Below are 15,739 nucleotides of genomic sequence, written 5' to 3'. Positions count from 1 at the left end.
TAAGGAGCGAAGACAACGACACACGTCCGGAACGCGGCATGACGAGCACGGACGGTACGGCTCGTGTCGTGCACGCGTCGACGATGCGTCTCAAAGCTGGCCATCTGCGTGAGAGTACGGTCATGACCGCCGGCGTGCATCCGACTATCAGCGACAACGCGGTGCCTCCCACCGACTCGTGCCGGGCAGTCGGGCAGTCGGGCATGGAACCTGCGGACCTACACCGTCATCCACTCGGGGACGGGGCTCCGGGGGTGTGGGCGGTGGCCTGCGGTCCGACTCTCGATGAGAGCGAACTGGGAGACCCCGGCGCCGAGCACTCATAGGCAGCGGCGAAGGAGGCCTGTCGCACTGAAGTCGCCCCGGTTCATGGTGCGTTGACCTCGAAGGGGTCTTCAAGGATCGGGATGCATGGCGACAGCAGTGACTCACTGTGCTGGCTTATGTTCCCGCGAGCCGGCCCTCACCGTTCATCCACCGGAGGTCGAGGAGGTAGGGACTGGCGACCTCGGGGACCGCGAAGAGATGTGACTGTCCATCGTCGGCCAGGTCGGTGGCTCTCATGTGGTTCGCGTCAGCGATGCGGGGCATTTCTCACGCCGGCCGTGGTCTTCGGTACGGCCGGTCGATTGACGGATTGGTGTCAGTCTTCTCTGGGCAGTGAGCAGGGAAAGTCATGTCATGTGCACGACTATCTCTCTCCTGTAAGGAGGTCGACCATGCACGTCCGTAAACTGACCGGCGGGTTCGCCGCCGCCCTGGCCCTGACGTTTTCTCTGATGGGTGGCCAGGCCGTGGCTGCTCCTTCCGCGGACGCGGACGCGGACAGGGCCTTGGCCGCGCGTGTAGTCACCTACGACGCCAGCGGTTCCGCGGAGTTCAGGTCCGCGGTCGACCGGGGCGCGGCGATCTGGAACGAGAGTGTCGACGCTGTCGAACTGCGGCCGGTCGCGGCCGGGCAGCGCGCCAACATACGGGTCCTCGCGGACAACGGCTGGCCCCGCGCTCTCACCACCTCGCTGGGCAACGGAACCGTCTACATCGGACGGCAGGCAGTGAACGAAGGGCACGACACGATACGCATTTCCGCTCACGAACTGGGCCACATCCTGGGCCTGCCGGACCGCAAGCCAGGGCCCTGTTCAAGCCTGATGTCCGGTTCCAGCGCGGGAACCACCTGCACGAACCCCTACCCGAACGCGGCTGAGAAGGCGGAGGTCGAGGGCAACTTCGGCGGTGCGTTCACGCGGACGGGCGGAGCGGTGCCGCTCAACGTCATGATCATGAACTGACACGCGGCGGGGGATCCCAAGCGGGAGTGGCCGTACGCCCCGGAGCGCGGATCGCGTTCCGGGGCGTGCACGGCACAGAGAAGCCGGGCGCACGCGGCCATAGCCGCCAAGGCGGTGCGGAAGCCCCACGAAACCGTAGCCAGGCAACGAAGACCGGTGGATCTCGCAGATCTCCCAGATCTCGCAGATCTCCCGGATCTCCGCGATCTCCGCGATCTCCGCGATCTCCGCGACCTCCCGGCACGGTCATGTCACTTCACCGGCAGTTGCTCCGCGATGTTCCGCGAGACAGTAGTCGCGAGTGCCTTGGCGCTGTCGCACAGTTGCTTGACCGGCTGCGGGGCGTACACGGTCAGCTGGAACAGCTCGATGGTGCGGTCGCCCACGGAGTTCGTGTAAGTCCGGTGCGGCGTCCGTACGACGCAGCTGTCGTCGCTGGACTCCTGCGGCGACAGGTAGCTCCTCGTCCCGGCGATGTCCGTCGGCCGGCCGTCGTCCTCCAGGGAGTTGTCCCGGCTGTACTCCACGAACACCTCGCTGTCGCCGTCGTCGCTCGACCATCCGCAGCTCCAGGAGCCGTAGCCGCGCTGCTGATTGCGCGTATCGATATCGGGAACCCGCTTGAGCGCGGCGGCGTCGAGCAGCTCGCAGGCGTCGACCCGGGCAAGGGAGGTCGCGGCCGGCGACGTCGAGCGTCGCGGTACCGGGCCGTCGTCCAGAATGCCGACGACGTGGTCGGTGGCGGCGTCGGCCAGTTCGCACGGGTCAGGTGCCGGGGAGCCGAACCGCTTCCCGACGATCCGAATCTGTTTGCGGTCGGCGGTCGCGATGGCTCGGACGCAGGCGTCGCCATCGCGCTGGAACGCGGCGACCGTGATGTCTCCGACCCTTCGGGTGGGCACAGTGCTGTCGAACTCATCCGGTTCCGCCTCGAAGTAGACCTGGGCGTCTGCGACTTCGTCACCGCCGTTGTTCCGCACCAAGGCGTCACACCTGTTGATCTCCGCGTAGTCCGGGTCCAGCTCGGTCTCGCCGAAGCGGCTCAACGAGGCGGCGTCGAGCAACTTGCAGGGGTCCGCCCCACGGGCGTCACCGATGCTGCCGGCCTGCCCTGTGGCAGAAGTCGCCGAGGACTTGGCGTCGACCACGTCCGTACCGCGCCTGCCGTCATACTCCCCGCTGAGGCTGAGAGAGACGAAGAAACCGGCCGCCGCTGCCACGACCAGCGCCCCTACCGCGATCCCCAGCGGACGGCGCCGGCGTCGCAGGGCCCTCGGCAGCCGGAGCGTGAGGGACTGGAGAGGTGAGAGGGGCGCCAGGGACAGCGTACGACCGTCATGCAGCTTCTCCCGGACGTGCGGGGGCGGCGGGGCGGCACGCCTCAGTAGCTTGTGCGCCTCGGCGGCGCCGGGGCGGCTCCCGGGCTCCACCTCCAGCAAAGCGGTCAGCGGAGCGGTGAGCCGGCCGGCCCGCTCCGCGGTTTCCTGGTGCCCCTCGATGGCTCGGGCCAGGTACGCCATAGGGTGCTCGGCTTCCCCGTACGGTGACTGTCCCTCGACCGCCGCGAACAGGCTCGCTCCCAGGGAGAACACATCGGCCTTCTCGTCCGCCGGCCGGCCCTTCGCCACCTCGGGCGCGAGGTACTTGGGCTTGCCGCGCACAGAACCCGCCACCACGGTCTGCGTCTGCGTCTGCGTGACATCGCTCCACAGCGCCCGAGCGATCCCGAAGTCCGTCAGCCGGGCGACGCCGTCGTCGGTGACGAGGACGTTCTCCGGAGTGACGTCGCCGTGCACCACGCCCTCGGCATGGGACTTCGCCAGAGCGGCCGCGATCTGGCAACCGACCGACCCGGCGTCCTCAGGCGTAAGCGGTCCGGAGTCGGCCACAATTTGCGCGAGGCTGCGCGAGGGCACGAACTCCATCACGATCCAGCAGGCCGTCTCTTCCTCGACGAAGTCGAAGACGGGGACGATGTTCGGGTGATGCAACCGTGCGGCGAGCTGCGCCTCTTTCTTGAGCCGCTTCGCGGCCTCATTGTCGTCCGGGCGCGCGCACTTGACCGCGACCCGCCGCTTCAGCGTCTCGTCCCATGCCTGCCAGACGACGCCCATCCCTCCTCTGCCGATGAGTTCCCGCAGGAGGTAGCGGTCGGCGACCTTGTCTCCGGCCTGGGGCGTCACCGGCACCGCTGCACTCCTCATTGTTCTTCGCCACACGCATGGTTGCTCGACAGCGACGGAGTGTACTCAGCGCGAACTCAACGGTGAGCTGTTTCGCAGGACTTCGTACGGACCCACCCAGAACCGCCACAGCATACGGGGATCACGGCCCGGCACTCGCGTCAACGTCCCTATGAATCAAGGCACTTGAGGCGAGGGGAGACAGCCGGGGCGGTGACTTGAGCGGTACTCAGCAGCGAGGCTCCTGCCCCACCGTTCGTGTTCCCGGAACGGCTGAACGAGCCGCTGCTGAGGAATCCGGGACTGGTGGCCGGTTACGAGTGAGCGGTATGGCGGTGAGGCTCCGGCCGTGCCCATACTCAAGGCTCCGAAGCCCGGGAGGGGAACCCCATGGCGCAACCGCTCACTGTCGGTGCTGAGGAGGAATTCCTCCTGGTCGATCCGGACAGCGGGGCGGCCGTACCCGCCTTCGAGGCAGTGATCGCCGCCGCGCCTTCCAACGGAGCTGCTCAACGGCTGAAGCCGGAGGTGTCCGCGGCCGTGGTCGAGGCTGTGACGGAACCGCATCGCGAACTGTCCCTGCTGGCCGATGACGTGCGCTCGTTGCGCTCCGCCGCCGCGGTCGCCGCGGAGATGGCGGGGTGCGCGGTGCTGGCGTGCGGGACGGAACTGGTGCCCGGGCCGTACATGCCACCTACCAGCGGCTCCCGTTATCGCGCGATCCACCGGAAGTACGGTGCACTCGTGTTCGGCCATATACCGTGCGGCTTGCATGTCCACGTCGGTATGCCCGACCGGGAACATGCCGTTCGGGTGAGTAACCACCTCCGGGCCTGGCTGCCCACGCTGCAGGCGCTGGCCGCCAACTCCCCCATCTCACTGGGAAGGGAGACCGGGTACGCGAGCTTTCGGTCAACGTGGTGGTCATACACGCCGGTAGCCGGTCCGGCTCCGCTGTTCACCGACGCGGCACACTACAACGCTCTGCTCGACAGCTTGGTCGCCTCCGGTGTCATCCTCGACCGGAAAATGGCGTACTGGTTCGCCCGCCCTGCCGAGGAGGTGCCCACCATCGAGATACGGGTCATGGATGTCTGCCCCACCAGCGACACCGTGATCCTGCTGGCGGGACTGACCCGCGCGCTGGTCGCCACCTGCCTGCAGGCGGTGGAACGCGATGCCCAACTCCCCCCGGTCTCGGAGCAGTTGCTGTCCGCGGCCCACTGGCAAGCTGCCCGGTACGGGCTGGAAGGCGACGCCCTGGACATGTCCTCCGGGCGCCCGCTCCCCGCCTGGACATTGGTGGAACGGCTGGTGAAGCATGTCACTCCCGCGCTGTCCGATGCGGGGGACCTCGCTCTGGTCAACGATCTTCTGGTGGAGTTGCGCAACAGTGGTTCCTGGGCCGGCCGGCAGCGGAAGATCATCCAGGAGGGCGGCAACCTGACTGATGTGGCGGCCTATCTCCGCTCCCTGTTTCTGAAGTGAGAGAAACGTCATGACGGCGGACACCGGCGGCCGTGTGCGTGGACGGCGGCGCGGCCGCTCACCCTGAACGCCGCTCACCCTGAACGCCGCCGCGCCTGGAACGCCGTCGCGAACTCACGTGCCCCGTCTTACCCGTTGAGGAACTCCGCACACCGGTAGGGGCCCAGGGCCTGTCTTCAAAGTAGCGCCGTCCGCCCGGAGGGCGGGCCCGGCGCCCGCCGCGGCAGCGGCAGGATGTCGCCGCGGTGCGTGCGATCGCAAGGCGGAGGGTCTCCCCAGTACTGGACGTACTGGGGTGATCCGACAACACCGCGAGCGTCCGTGCCGGGCGTCGCCGGGCAGGCGGGACTTTGAAGACAGGCCCTAGCACGGCGCCTTCGGCCGGCCGCGGCGTGACCTCGACGTCGTCGGTCCTGACCTTCGGGTCGAGTACGGACTGGGCGCGCGCCAGCGTGCACACCAGCTGCCCCGTGCCCTGGTCGCGCCCCGTCGCCGCGTAGGGGCCGTCGAGGCGCACGGTGACGCGGCCACCCGTTCCGGTCACCGAGTAGCCGCCGAGCTGGACGAGCGAGGTGAGCCCGTCGCGCTACTCGGCGGCGGCGGCCCCGCGGCGAGCAGCTTCACCACCGCGTTGAGGTCCTTGACCTCCCTGTCGAGCAGGGGCACCGCGCGCAGTCCGCTGTCGGACGCGAAGTACAGCCGCATCCCGCGCGTCAGCCCGGACGCGGCCTCGCCCGCGCCTATCGCTCCGGTCGGCTGGACGCCACAGCCCATGAGGGCGATCCCCAGCGCGGCGACCACCACCCCCCTGCCGGACCTTCACTCCGCGCCCTCCCCTGTACGTCGCAGGGGCAGCCGCAGCGTGAACACCGCGCCGCCCCGCGGTCCGTCGGCCACGTCGATCGTGCCGCCGTGCAACCGTGCGTTCCCCAGCGCGATCGCCGTGCCGAGGCGCTGTCCTGTCCGCTGTCGTCGGCCGCGCCACGCGCGCGGGCCGCGTCCGCCTTGTAGAACCGGTCGAAGACCCGCTCCCGAGCCCCCGGCGGCAGTCCGGGACCGTGGTCGGTGACGTCCAGCATCACCCACTCCGAGTTCGTCGTGCCCGGTGACGGCGACCCGGCTGCCCAGGTCTCCGGCCGCGAGCTCACGGGTGGCCCGGCCCAGCTTCCGTACCGGACGAAGGACCGTCCCCGCGGCCAGCAGTGCCAGGACGGCGGCCAGCAGCACCACCGGCACGGTGCCCGCCCGCCCGTACGGAGGCAAGCAGGGCGGCGGTGTCGTCGCGCTCCGCCCGGAGATCGGCGATCGCGAAGACCTCAAGGCCGGACGCGCGCCGGTCCCCATCGGCGAACGCCACGGGCATGCCGACGACCAGATAGGGCTCGCCCCGCCACACCACCCGCTGGAACCGGGCCCCGTCCCCGCTGCGCACAGCGGCGCGCATCGCGGTGGTGATCCGGCCCTCCGTCCCGGCGAGCGAGTCGGAGACCGCGACGAGGTCCTGGTAGCGGGCGACCACTAACCGACTTCTTCGGCGCCCACCAAGCCGGGACCGAGTAGAGGACCGGAGGACCGGTGCTGAGAATCGTGTGACGGGCCGACCGCGCGGCGGCTTCAAGTTCGCCGCAGAGCCGTCGCATGAGCATCACTCGGCTTTCCTGAACACCTCCGACATCCCGTCTCCCGTGTCATGGGCCAGCAGTCCCGTCGCGTCCGGCGCGATCAGGCCGACGCGAGTGGCCAGTTCCCGGCCGTGTACGTCGACGGCCGCCTCGATGAGGCCCGCGAGCGCGTCCAGCGCGGTCCGGGCGCGGGAACGGGCCACGGTCCCGCAGCCGATGGCGACCAGCGCGGCCGGCCACCACCAGAAGGCGAGCAGTGCATAGCCCACGGCCCAGGCGGCGAGGCGGGCCGCGGCGCTGAAGGAGTCGCGCGCCGACTGGATCTGCCGTACGGCGGGTTCGGGGAGGATCAGCCACAGACGCGGCCACAGGGCGGCGAGGTCCACACCGTAGGCGGCCTCGACGCGGTCCGCCGTCGCCTGCATGCGGTCGCCGTACCAGGTGGGGCGTGTCGGTGGGCGCAGCGCGATGCGGTCGCGAGCCTCCGTGAGGGCTTGGACCCGCTCCCAGATGTTTCTCGGGATCGTCACCGCACCGTGGGCTCCGGCACCGGTCGGGCCGGAGTGCGCGATGGCGTCCATGAGCTTCTCGTCCCTTTCCTTCCATCGCCGCCAACGCCGCGCGGTGAGGGCGCGCGCGAGCGGGTCCCGGCCCGAACGCAGCCAGTACTGCTCGATCGCACCGCCGAGGAACTGCGCGGCGAGCGAGGCCGCGGCCGCAATGAGCAGGGTGAGCGCGACCAGGAGTGCGGCGGTGCCTGTCCGGTCGAGTGCGGGGCGGACGGCGAGGTCGTCCAGAGTGGCACGCAGCCGGTCGACGTCATGCCAGTGGCGATGCCCCAGGGTGGCGCCGACGGCTGTGACGCCGAGGAAGAGCGCGCCGGGCAGCACCAGCAGGTTCAGCCAGCGTTCGGTGAGCTTGCCGCCCAGGGTGGCGAGGAGTGGGTTCATGGGGTCGGTGGCCCGGGGCGGTCACTCGTCGGGGCGCAGGCGCCGTTTGTGCATACGGGTGTTGTGGACGGCACAGTGCGGGGCGGGCAGCAGGTCGCGAGCCCGTTCCAGCCGGCTGCAGCGGGCCGGTCCCGGGCACACGGCCACCTTGATGTGCGTCGCGACGCCGGGCGTGGTGGCACCTCGGGATTCGTTGAGGAGCCCGCGCGCGTCCCCGGCCCGGCGCAGCACGTGGTCCAGATCGTCGTAGCAGGCCGCCAGTACGGTGGCGTCCGCGCCCGCCAGCAGCGCGGTCAGCGCGCGCTGGGCCGCCGCCTGGATCTCGGGCAGCCGCCGCACCTGGTCCGACGAGCCGAGCAGGGCGCACAGCGCCGCTGTCCTCCGGGCCGGTGCCGAGCCGTCGGGCTGTACCGTCATGCGTCAAGTATGCCGCAGAATGACCGCAGTTGAGGTTGGTCGCGACGGTGGCGGAGTCGGCATGGGAGAGTTCGGCAACGTGCGGGACGATCGGGACCGGCTGGTCCGGGCGATCCGTGATCGCGTCACGCGGTCCGCGACCGCGGACGGGCGTGTGAACAGGGACGCCGTGTTCGGCGACGAGGCGGATGCCGAACTTCGGGCACTGCTGCGGGCCGCCGACATGAGGACCGACATGGAGGCCCGGCACGCGGCCGGCTGGCTCTGCGGCGCCCGCGCGGCGGACGACTCGGAGGATCACAGCCGCGTCCACGGGAGCATGGCCGGAACGCTGCTCTTTCCGGTGTGGGTGGTTGATCCACGGCTCGTGCCACCGGAGTTGGCGGCGGGCTTCGCGGGTATCGATCCTGCCGCGCGCCCCGACCCGGCGAACGCCGATGGTCCCGCCGAGTGGGCGGCGGAGTGCGCCGCGTTCGTACTCGCAGCGGAGGGGCAACAGCGCAATCCGCCGCCGGATGCCTCCGAAGACGTCCTCGCGCTCTACGAGTTGGCAGCGAGGTACGGCGCCACGACACCCTCGCGCGAGGTGAGCCTCGCCGCCGCGATCGGGTACGGCAGCCTCGCCGTCCTCGCGACACCGGACGACGACCCCGCCTCCACGGTCCGGCTCGACGGTCTGTCCTGCGCGGTGGCCCTCGCCGGGACGACCTGGCCGTTCGGGGAACTGGGCGTCGACCGGGTCCGGTTCGGCCACCGTGTGCTCAAGGGAACCCCGTCCGACTCCCCGGACCGGCTCCTCGCCCTCAGCGATCTGGGCATCCAGCTCCTGGAGCGATACCGGCAGTCGTACGACCCGGAGGACCTGCGCGAGGCGGTCGGTATCGCGCGTGACGTACTGGCCCAACTGCCGCCGGGAAGCCCGCATCTGGCCCACTGTCTCAGCGCCCTGGGGAGTGCGCTGATGATGCTCCGGCAGCAAGAAGGCAGCACGCGCGGGCCCGTCCTCGACCATCTGGGCATCCAGGCGACCACCGCCGGACCGTTGCCCCGTGTGTGGTGGTCGCCGGGCGGCGTCCTGGGCACCCTGCCACTGCACGCCGCGACCCCCCAGGAGGGTGCGCCCGGTGCGTTGGACCGGGTCGTCTCCTCGTACACACCGACTCTGCGGGCGCTGCATCACGCCAGGCAACGCGCCGCCCGCCCGGCGGGCACCGGCGCGCTCATCGTCGCCGTCGGCGACGCCGCCGGCCTCGCATCACTGCCCGCCGCGCACCGCGAGGCCGAACACCTTGCCCGGCTGCTGCCCGGACCCGAAGTGCTGACCGGCGCGTCCGCCACCCACTCCGCTGTGGTCTCCGCCCTGCCCCGGCACGCGTATGCGCACTTCGCCTGCCACGCCCTGGGGGATCTTGAGCGCCCGTCCGGCAGCCGGCTCGTCCTGCACGATCACACCGAACGCCCACTGACCGTCCGCGACCTCGCCCGGCTCCGGCTGCCGTCGGTCCGGCTCGCCTACCTCTCCGCCTGCGACACCCTGCGGACCAGCCCCGAACTCGCCGACGAGGCCGTCCACATCGTCAGCGCCCTCCAGATCGCGGGCTTCCCCCATGTCGTCGGCTCGCTGTGGCACGTCGACGACACGATCGGAGCCGGTGTCGCCCGAGGCGTGTACGAGGCCCTGAGCACGGGCGACGGCGCGCTGGACGTCGACCGGACGGCCGAGGCCCTGCACTCCGCCGTGTGCGCGCTGCGTGACACGTATCCCCGGACCCCGAGCCTGTGGGCCTGCCAGGTGCACGCGGGTCCCTAGGGATTCCGTCCCGAGGCCTGAGGGCGTATCGGATGCCGGCTTCTAGGAGTGGATGGCGGGCCGTTGCGAGGTCACCAGCAGCAGCCATGTCCCTTCGTCGGCGACGCCGGTGACCGGCAGTTCGTTGGAGCCCTGAAAGTTCTTGAGGGACTCCCCCGTAGCGGCTGTGAAGTCACCCGTGATGCTGGTCCGGTGCCCCGCGTAGTGCAGGAGGATCTGTAACGCTTCGACGGCATGTCCTTTCGAGCGTGAGTCGACCAGGACGATCAGGTGTGGCCAGGTGTCCGGTCCCACCTCGCCATCGGGGAGCAGCGCGGCGCGGCGCTGCAGTTTCTTCACCTCGGTCTTGGTGATCCTCCCGAAGATGCCGTCGGGGTTCAGCGGGTAGCCGTGCTCGGCGAGCAGGTGCTGTACGACGAACACCCTCCCGCCTCGGTCGCCTTCGCGGATCAGCGGCCATTTCGCCCGGCCGGGCGTCTGGTCCCGCGATAGCCCCTGGGGGTCGCCCTTGTCGTCGTCCGGGCGGAACGGCGGTGCGGTCGCCCACCACGTTCCCAGTCCGGCGAGGAGGATGGCCAGCACGACGGCCGCGATTGGCAGGACGGTCCTCCAGTGATGCGGCGCCCTGGTGCGCGGGCACTCAGTCGCCGTGTTGTCGCCCGGCTCCAGCACCGGGACTTCGGTCCCGGCTGGACCACCGGGCGACAGCGACATGTGCCGCTTCCTGTGCGCGCACGGCCTGCTCGTATGCGCCCAGGTCGCCGTAGGCGGCCGACAGTGTCTCCAAGGCCAGCCCGTACACCTCCGCGGCGGCGGTCCCGGTGCGGAGCGAAGGCGCCAAGGAGTCGGCCGGCCCGGCGAGTTCTCCGCCAGGCGCGGCGCGGACCGGCCGCGCCGCAGCCAACTCAGGCTATACAGATGCGATTTCTCCCGAGCACGGTTGTGGATAACGGGGGTGGGGAAATCGTCGGCCAAGACGACCGCGGCCTCCGCGGCGGCGTCGCGAGCCACCTCGACGCGCCGGCCACGCCGAACCGGCCTCCGACTCGGCGCGGCTGTGGTGACTGCCCCAGGCGGCGGTCACCACACACCACATGACGGTCAGACGGTCAGTCGAGCTTCTGTCGCTGTTCGCGCAGTGCCTGCGGTGTGAGGGGGTTGTAGATGCCGTGCTCCACGATGTCACGCTGGCCTTCGCGGCTCAGGATGTAGCGCATGAACTCCCGGACCTTGGGGTCGAGCGGCTTCCCCGGTGCCCGGTTGAGATAGAAGTAGGCATCGCGGATCAGGGGGTACGTGCGGTCGCGTACGGTCTCCGGTGTGAGCGGTACGTACGGTCCGCCGTCCCCGACCGCCAGGGCGAGCGGCCTGACGTTGGGGTAGTTCTTGGTGTGCATGAGGGCGGCCCAGGCAATGCCGTACTTGTCCTCGGACAGCTCCTCCAGCATGCGTTCGCTGGCGACGGCCTTGCCGAGGTCGTCGTCGGGGGCCTCCTTCGCCTCGACGTACTGACGGAAGTTGGGGTTCCACTTGTCCGAGTGGTGGAACAGTTTGCGCTGAAAGTAGTACGTGAATCCGGGGGCGCAGTACCCGTAGGTCTGGATGGGCCGCTCCGCCCACTCGCCGCGCAGCCCGAGTTCGCCCCAGGTCCGGATGTTCTCGCGCGGATGACGGGCGTACTTGGCGGTATAGAGGATGCCTTCCCAGCCGCCGGTGCGCTCCGCTCCGAAGATTCCGGCGAGTTGCCGCAGAGAAAGCCGGCGGATGGGGTTGTCCTTGTGCACCACGATCGGGATGGCCCAAAGAGTGCCTCTGGCCTCGTAGCCCCCGGTGGCGACCGAGACCTCGACTGGCAGATGCCGGAAGACGTTGTAGTACGGCATCATGTCCGTGATCTTGGCGTCGTCCCCGGCCGGCGCGACGTCCGAGAGCCCGGTGTAGAGCCCCGCCATCGCGCCTTCGCTACTGGTGGTGAAGTTATGGGCGAACTCGGCCTCCGGGTGATGCTTGAGGAAGCCCTTTTCCCAGACCTCCACATTCCCCTTGAGGAAGCTGCCGAATATCCTGATGCCTCCGATGACCTTCGTCTCCGGTTCATACGGCGGCAGTTCGGCAACCAAGGCGTCGAGCGCCGAGGCCGATGTCGCTCGCGGGGCCGCGTTCGCGGGAGGCGCCAACCCGATGCCGGCCAGACCGGCTGCCGTTGCGCCGACCATCGCCCTGCGACTGATTCCGGTGTGCCCGTCTCCCTGCTTCGCTGCAGGCATATGAGTCCTTTCCGTCCGAGGAGACCTAGGAAATCTTCTGGAGCTGCTCCCTGGCGAGTTCCGCGGTCAGCGGCAGGTATTTTCCATCGGCCTGGATGATCTGCTGGCCCTCACGGCTGAGGACGAAGCGGAGGAACTCCTTGATCTTCGGATCTTTCAGCTTCCCCGGAGTGAGGTAGTAGTAGACGCTTCTGGTGAGCGGAAAGCTCCTGTTCTGGACGGTGCCGATCGTCGGCTCGACGAACGGGGCACCGGGCTTCGCGGACAACGCCACCGCCTTGTTTCCCGGCTTCCGGTAGGTGATCGCGGCGTAGGCGATCCCGTACGGATCGGCGGCGAGGTCCTTCATGAAGAGGTCGCCGGCGCTGGCCAGGGAGCCGTCCCGCTGTGCCTGGTTGACGTACTCCGTGATGTTCTCGTTGTACTTGGAGCTGCCGCCGAGGACTTTCTGCGAGAAGAAGTCACCGAAGTGGTACTCCGATGTGTATCCGTACACGTTGATCGGTTTGTTCTTCCATTTTCCCGTCAGTCCGAGCTGACCCCAGGTGCGGATGTTCTTCTCGGGTCCGCGCGCTGCCTTGGGGTTCCAGTCCAGCCCGTTCCAGCCGCCCGTACGTGCCGCTCCGAAGACTCCGTCCAGCTGCTCGAATGTCAGCTTCCGCAGCGGGTTCTTGTCGCTGACCCAGACGCCGAGCGCCGGCGTCCAGCCGGCCACGTCGTACGACCCGGTGGCCATGGTGATCTCGATGGGAGCACCGTTGAACTGACGCTGGTATGCCTGAATTTCGTCCCACAACATCTCACGTCCCAGGGGAGCGAGATCCGCCCTGCCGGTGTAGAGACCGGGTATCCCGACGGCGGACGTCGTGAGGTTGTCCTCGAACTTCACGCCGGGGTGATACTTGCGGAAGGCGCTCTCCCACCGCCTGGCGATCGTGCTGTCCGCCAGATAGTTGTTGCCCCACTGCCGGATGGTTCCGGACACCTTCTGCTCCGGTTCGTAGGACCCCAGCCCGCTCAGATCGAACTTCTGGTGGTAGAAGACCTTTTCCCGCTTCTTGGCGATCTTGCGCTGCCGCGCACATTGCTCGGCCATGGGATCGGTCGAGTTCGGGTCCTTCAATTCGGGGGCGTCACAGTCGACATCGACCTTGTCGTCGGCTGCCGCGCTGCTCCGTTCAGCCTTGGGGTCGTCCCGTGCGCCACTCGTACACCCGGCAATGAGAGCCGTGGTGAGCCCGATCGGCACCAGGAGCCCCCAGATCGTCTTGCGCGTGGTCACTCCGCCTCCTTGTGATTCGCCGGGGCTCAGTTCAGCTTTGCCAGTTGCTTCCGCGCCACCTTCGGTGTCAGAGGCAGATATTTCCCGTCTTCCATGATGATCTGCTGTCCCTCCCGGCTGAGAATGAACCGGAGGAACTCCTTTACCTTGGGATCGGGCTTCCCGTCCTGCCCCTTGATCAAGTAGTAGTAGGTGCTTCGAGTCAGGGGGTAACTGCGGTCCTGTACGGTGTCCAGACTCATGGACACAAAAGGCCCGCCATCCTCCCGGGAGAGAGGCAAGGCCTTGGTGCCCGGCTTGAGGAAGTCGATGCCGGAGTAGGCGATTCCGTAGGGATCTTTCGCGAGTTCGTCCATGAAGACATCGCCGGCGATCGCGAGCGAACCGTCCGGCCGGGTGAAGTTGGCGAACTGCTTGATGTTCTCGTTCCAGGATGAACTGCCCTGCATCGCCTCCTTGGCGACGAAATTCCCGAAGTGGTATTCGGGTGTGTAGCCGTACACGTGGATCGGCTTGTCGGCCCAGTCGCCGGTCAGTCCGAGCTGTCCCCAGGTCCGGATGTTCTTGTCCGCCCCCCGCACCTTCGTCGGATCCCATTTCTGGCCGTCCCAGACTCCGGTTCGCGCCGCACCGAAGACCCCGTCAATCTGCGAGAACGACAGTTTCGAGAGGGGGTTGGCCTTGTTGACGAAGACCGCGAGCGCGTTGGTCCAGCCCGTCACGTCGTACGAGCCGGTGGTGACGGTGACTTCGAGTGGCTGGGAGTTGAACTGGCGCTGGTATCCCTGGAGTTCGTCCCAGAGGATTTCCCGGCCCATGGGAGCCACGTCCGCGGTTCCGGTGTACAGACTGGGAATACCAACGGCGGAGCTGACGAGATTGTCCTGGAACGTGACGTCCGGCTGATACTTCTGGAACGCCTTCTCCCAGCGCTTGGCCACCGGGCTGTCGCCGAGGTAGTTGTTCCCGGACTGCCGGATCGTCCCGGAGACCATGTGTTGGGGCTTGTACGTGGGCAGCCCGCTCAAGTCGAACTTCTTGGTGTAGTGGATCTGCGCGCCCTTGGAGGTCACCGACTTGATCCGGGCACACTGCTCTGCCAGTGGGTCCTTGGAGTTCGGATCACGGTACTTGGGGTCGTCGCAGTTGAGAGTCGCCTTGCCCGGCTGGGCAGTCGAAGAGGCCGACTGCGCCGCGGAAGGCTGAGACGAACTCGTACAACCGGTCAAGGCCAGCATCACCACGGCCGGGAACACCCATGCGAGCCTTCGCATCGGATCCCGCCCCCGCCTGCGCCTCGGGCGCCGAGCCGCGGTGCCCGTGCGGCGTGGCACGGTGAACTGCGTCATTGCAGAACCTCCGTCGCAAATCGTCTGTCGAAAGCGGATCAAGGCGACTCGCTCTCTGCCCGATCTCTGTCTGACACAACGGAGTGTGGCGCGAGCGGCAGTTGGCGTCCTCCTTGTGGTCCTATTGGTCGAGCGACCAGTGATCCCACACCGTACGAGCGGTTCCGGACCGCCGCGGCCATGGCGTACCGCTACCTCCACCACCGGCGCGGACGCGAACGCGGCGAGTTGTCCTCCTGGTGTCTTGCCGACCGCGAGACACCGTTGTAACGTCCACGGTTGCCCCGCTGATCTCCCTTCGCAAAGGGTGGGACGCCATGCAGCATCGCCGCCGAGCCGGCGGGAAGAGGCGGTTGTGGTCGTAATGGTTATCCGCGGAACGGCCCGATGATGATCAGGACCCTCGTCGTCGAAGACGATCCGACCCTGGCGGCGGCCCACCTCGGTTTCGTGGCAACGGTCCAAGGTTTCGAACCCGCGGGAATCGCGCATTCCGGCAGGGAGGCACTGCGCTTCATAGGGCGTAACCGCCCCGACCTCATTCTGCTCGATTTCGGCCTGCCGGACATGAACGGCCTCGACGTGTGCCGTTCTCTGCACTCCGGCGCCGGCCGGTCGGTGGACGTCATAGCGGTCACCTCCGCCCGCGATGTGGAGACGATTCACCACGCCATCGCCCACGGAGTGACGCAGTACTTGATAAAGCCGTTCATGCCCAGTTCGTTGCGCGAGAGGCTCGAACGGTACGCCGAGTACCGGCAGCGCCTGACGTCGAGCAGGGGACTCGCGGCGCAGCAGGATGTGGACCTGTTGTTCGCCACATTGCGCGGCTCGCGTAGCGAACCACTGCCCAAAGGACTGACGAGGGATTCCTGGAGGGCCGTCGCACGTGTGGTTCGCGACGCCGGACGGCCACTGTCCTCAACGAATGTCGCGGAGGCCGCTGGGCTGTCACGTGTCACCGCCCGCCGCTATCTCGAACATCTGGTCGCCCAGGAACTGGTGACCAGGTCCCTGCGCTACGGCGGTGGACGCCCCGAACAGCTCTACCAGTGGGCCGCTCGCGGCTGAGTCTCGAT

At 68.4% G+C, this 15,739-nt stretch carries 13 protein-coding genes and 1 pseudogene; 4 read left to right on the top strand and 10 right to left on the bottom strand.

All coding sequences use genetic code 11. The annotated features are described in order from the left end of the window. Window positions 1-441: 441 nt before the first annotated feature. Window positions 442-564: a hypothetical protein gene (locus IF11_RS42745; protein ID WP_276311362.1), complete on the bottom strand. Its 123-nt coding sequence runs from the start codon at window positions 562-564 to the stop codon at window positions 442-444. A gap of 155 nt (window positions 565-719) precedes the next feature. Between IF11_RS42745 and IF11_RS0125685 the strand changes: the two genes are divergently transcribed. Beyond that, entirely contained in the window at window positions 720-1,292 is a 573-nt protein-coding gene (locus tag IF11_RS0125685; RefSeq protein WP_030354103.1) for a snapalysin family zinc-dependent metalloprotease, read from the top strand. Between the two features lie 251 nt (window positions 1,293-1,543). On the opposite strand, the gene IF11_RS0125680 is transcribed toward IF11_RS0125685, so the two are convergent. Then, window positions 1,544-3,481: a serine/threonine-protein kinase gene (locus tag IF11_RS0125680; RefSeq protein ID WP_030354102.1), complete on the bottom strand. Its 1,938-nt coding sequence runs from the start codon at window positions 3,479-3,481 to the stop codon at window positions 1,544-1,546. 384 nt (window positions 3,482-3,865) lie between these two features. On the opposite strand from IF11_RS0125680, the gene IF11_RS0125675 reads away from it, so the two are divergent. Then, entirely contained in the window at window positions 3,866-4,963 is a 1,098-nt protein-coding gene (locus IF11_RS0125675; protein WP_037728542.1) for a carboxylate-amine ligase, read from the top strand. A 540-nt stretch (window positions 4,964-5,503) separates the two neighbouring features. Here the strand turns inward: IF11_RS0125675 and IF11_RS43010 are convergent. From IF11_RS43010 to IF11_RS0125655, 4 genes and pseudogenes are all read right to left on the bottom strand, one after another. Continuing rightward, window positions 5,504-5,767 (bottom strand): hypothetical protein, encoded by a 264-nt coding sequence (locus IF11_RS43010; RefSeq protein WP_063759231.1) that lies wholly within the window; start codon window positions 5,765-5,767, stop codon window positions 5,504-5,506. 15 nt (window positions 5,768-5,782) lie between these two features. Beyond that, window positions 5,783-6,575 (bottom strand): annotated as a pseudogene (locus tag IF11_RS43260) (HAMP domain-containing sensor histidine kinase); the annotation flags it as partial. 33 nt (window positions 6,576-6,608) lie between these two features. Then, window positions 6,609-7,535: a hypothetical protein gene (locus IF11_RS0125660; RefSeq protein ID WP_030354100.1), complete on the bottom strand. Its 927-nt coding sequence runs from the start codon at window positions 7,533-7,535 to the stop codon at window positions 6,609-6,611. 21 nt (window positions 7,536-7,556) lie between these two features. Continuing rightward, window positions 7,557-7,952, bottom strand: a complete 396-nt coding sequence (locus IF11_RS0125655; protein ID WP_030354099.1) for a hypothetical protein — start codon at window positions 7,950-7,952, stop codon at window positions 7,557-7,559. A gap of 61 nt (window positions 7,953-8,013) precedes the next feature. Between IF11_RS0125655 and IF11_RS0125650 the strand changes: the two genes are divergently transcribed. Continuing rightward, entirely contained in the window at window positions 8,014-9,762 is a 1,749-nt protein-coding gene (locus tag IF11_RS0125650; RefSeq protein ID WP_030354098.1) for a CHAT domain-containing protein, read from the top strand. A gap of 42 nt (window positions 9,763-9,804) precedes the next feature. On the opposite strand, the gene IF11_RS37925 is transcribed toward IF11_RS0125650, so the two are convergent. From IF11_RS37925 to IF11_RS0125630, 4 genes are all read right to left on the bottom strand, one after another. Continuing rightward, entirely contained in the window at window positions 9,805-10,476 is a 672-nt protein-coding gene (locus tag IF11_RS37925) for a peptidoglycan-binding domain-containing protein (RefSeq protein ID WP_051746211.1), read from the bottom strand. 395 nt (window positions 10,477-10,871) lie between these two features. Beyond that, window positions 10,872-12,029 (bottom strand): PstS family phosphate ABC transporter substrate-binding protein, encoded by a 1,158-nt coding sequence (locus IF11_RS0125640; RefSeq protein ID WP_133243243.1) that lies wholly within the window; start codon window positions 12,027-12,029, stop codon window positions 10,872-10,874. Between the two features lie 25 nt (window positions 12,030-12,054). Further along, window positions 12,055-13,311, bottom strand: coding sequence for a PstS family phosphate ABC transporter substrate-binding protein (locus IF11_RS0125635; protein ID WP_206300650.1), 1,257 nt, complete (start codon window positions 13,309-13,311; stop codon window positions 12,055-12,057). Between the two features lie 26 nt (window positions 13,312-13,337). Continuing rightward, window positions 13,338-14,585, bottom strand: a complete 1,248-nt coding sequence (locus tag IF11_RS0125630) for a PstS family phosphate ABC transporter substrate-binding protein (RefSeq protein WP_206300649.1) — start codon at window positions 14,583-14,585, stop codon at window positions 13,338-13,340. 462 nt (window positions 14,586-15,047) lie between these two features. On the opposite strand from IF11_RS0125630, the gene IF11_RS0125625 reads away from it, so the two are divergent. After that, window positions 15,048-15,731: a response regulator gene (locus tag IF11_RS0125625; protein ID WP_338119911.1), complete on the top strand. Its 684-nt coding sequence runs from the start codon at window positions 15,048-15,050 to the stop codon at window positions 15,729-15,731. The last annotated feature ends 8 nt before the right edge of the window (window positions 15,732-15,739 follow it).

This window comes from Streptomyces scopuliridis RB72 (assembly GCF_000718095.1).
Classification (GTDB): Bacteria; Actinomycetota; Actinomycetes; order Streptomycetales; family Streptomycetaceae; genus Streptomyces; species Streptomyces scopuliridis.
This window is presented reverse-complemented; position numbering and strand designations above follow the sequence as displayed.

What these genes read in the sequence shown, in the direction of transcription:
- IF11_RS42745 (WP_276311362.1), bottom strand. Translation starts at nt 564, where the DNA reads ATGAGAGCCACCGACCTGGCCGACGATGGACAGTCACATCTCTTCGCG.
- IF11_RS0125685 (WP_030354103.1), top strand. Translation starts at nt 720, where the DNA reads ATGCACGTCCGTAAACTGACCGGCGGGTTCGCCGCCGCCCTGGCCCTG.
- IF11_RS0125675 (WP_037728542.1), top strand. Translation starts at nt 3,866, where the DNA reads ATGGCGCAACCGCTCACTGTCGGTGCTGAGGAGGAATTCCTCCTGGTC.
- IF11_RS0125660 (WP_030354100.1), bottom strand. Translation starts at nt 7,535, where the DNA reads ATGAACCCACTCCTCGCCACCCTGGGCGGCAAGCTCACCGAACGCTGG.
- IF11_RS0125655 (WP_030354099.1), bottom strand. Translation starts at nt 7,952, where the DNA reads ATGACGGTACAGCCCGACGGCTCGGCACCGGCCCGGAGGACAGCGGCG.
- IF11_RS0125650 (WP_030354098.1), top strand. Translation starts at nt 8,014, where the DNA reads ATGGGAGAGTTCGGCAACGTGCGGGACGATCGGGACCGGCTGGTCCGG.
- IF11_RS37925 (WP_051746211.1), bottom strand. Translation starts at nt 10,476, where the DNA reads ATGTCGCTGTCGCCCGGTGGTCCAGCCGGGACCGAAGTCCCGGTGCTG.
- IF11_RS0125640 (WP_133243243.1), bottom strand. Translation starts at nt 12,029, where the DNA reads ATGCCTGCAGCGAAGCAGGGAGACGGGCACACCGGAATCAGTCGCAGG.
- IF11_RS0125630 (WP_206300649.1), bottom strand. Translation starts at nt 14,585, where the DNA reads ATGCGAAGGCTCGCATGGGTGTTCCCGGCCGTGGTGATGCTGGCCTTG.
- IF11_RS0125625 (WP_338119911.1), top strand. Translation starts at nt 15,048, where the DNA reads ATGATGATCAGGACCCTCGTCGTCGAAGACGATCCGACCCTGGCGGCG.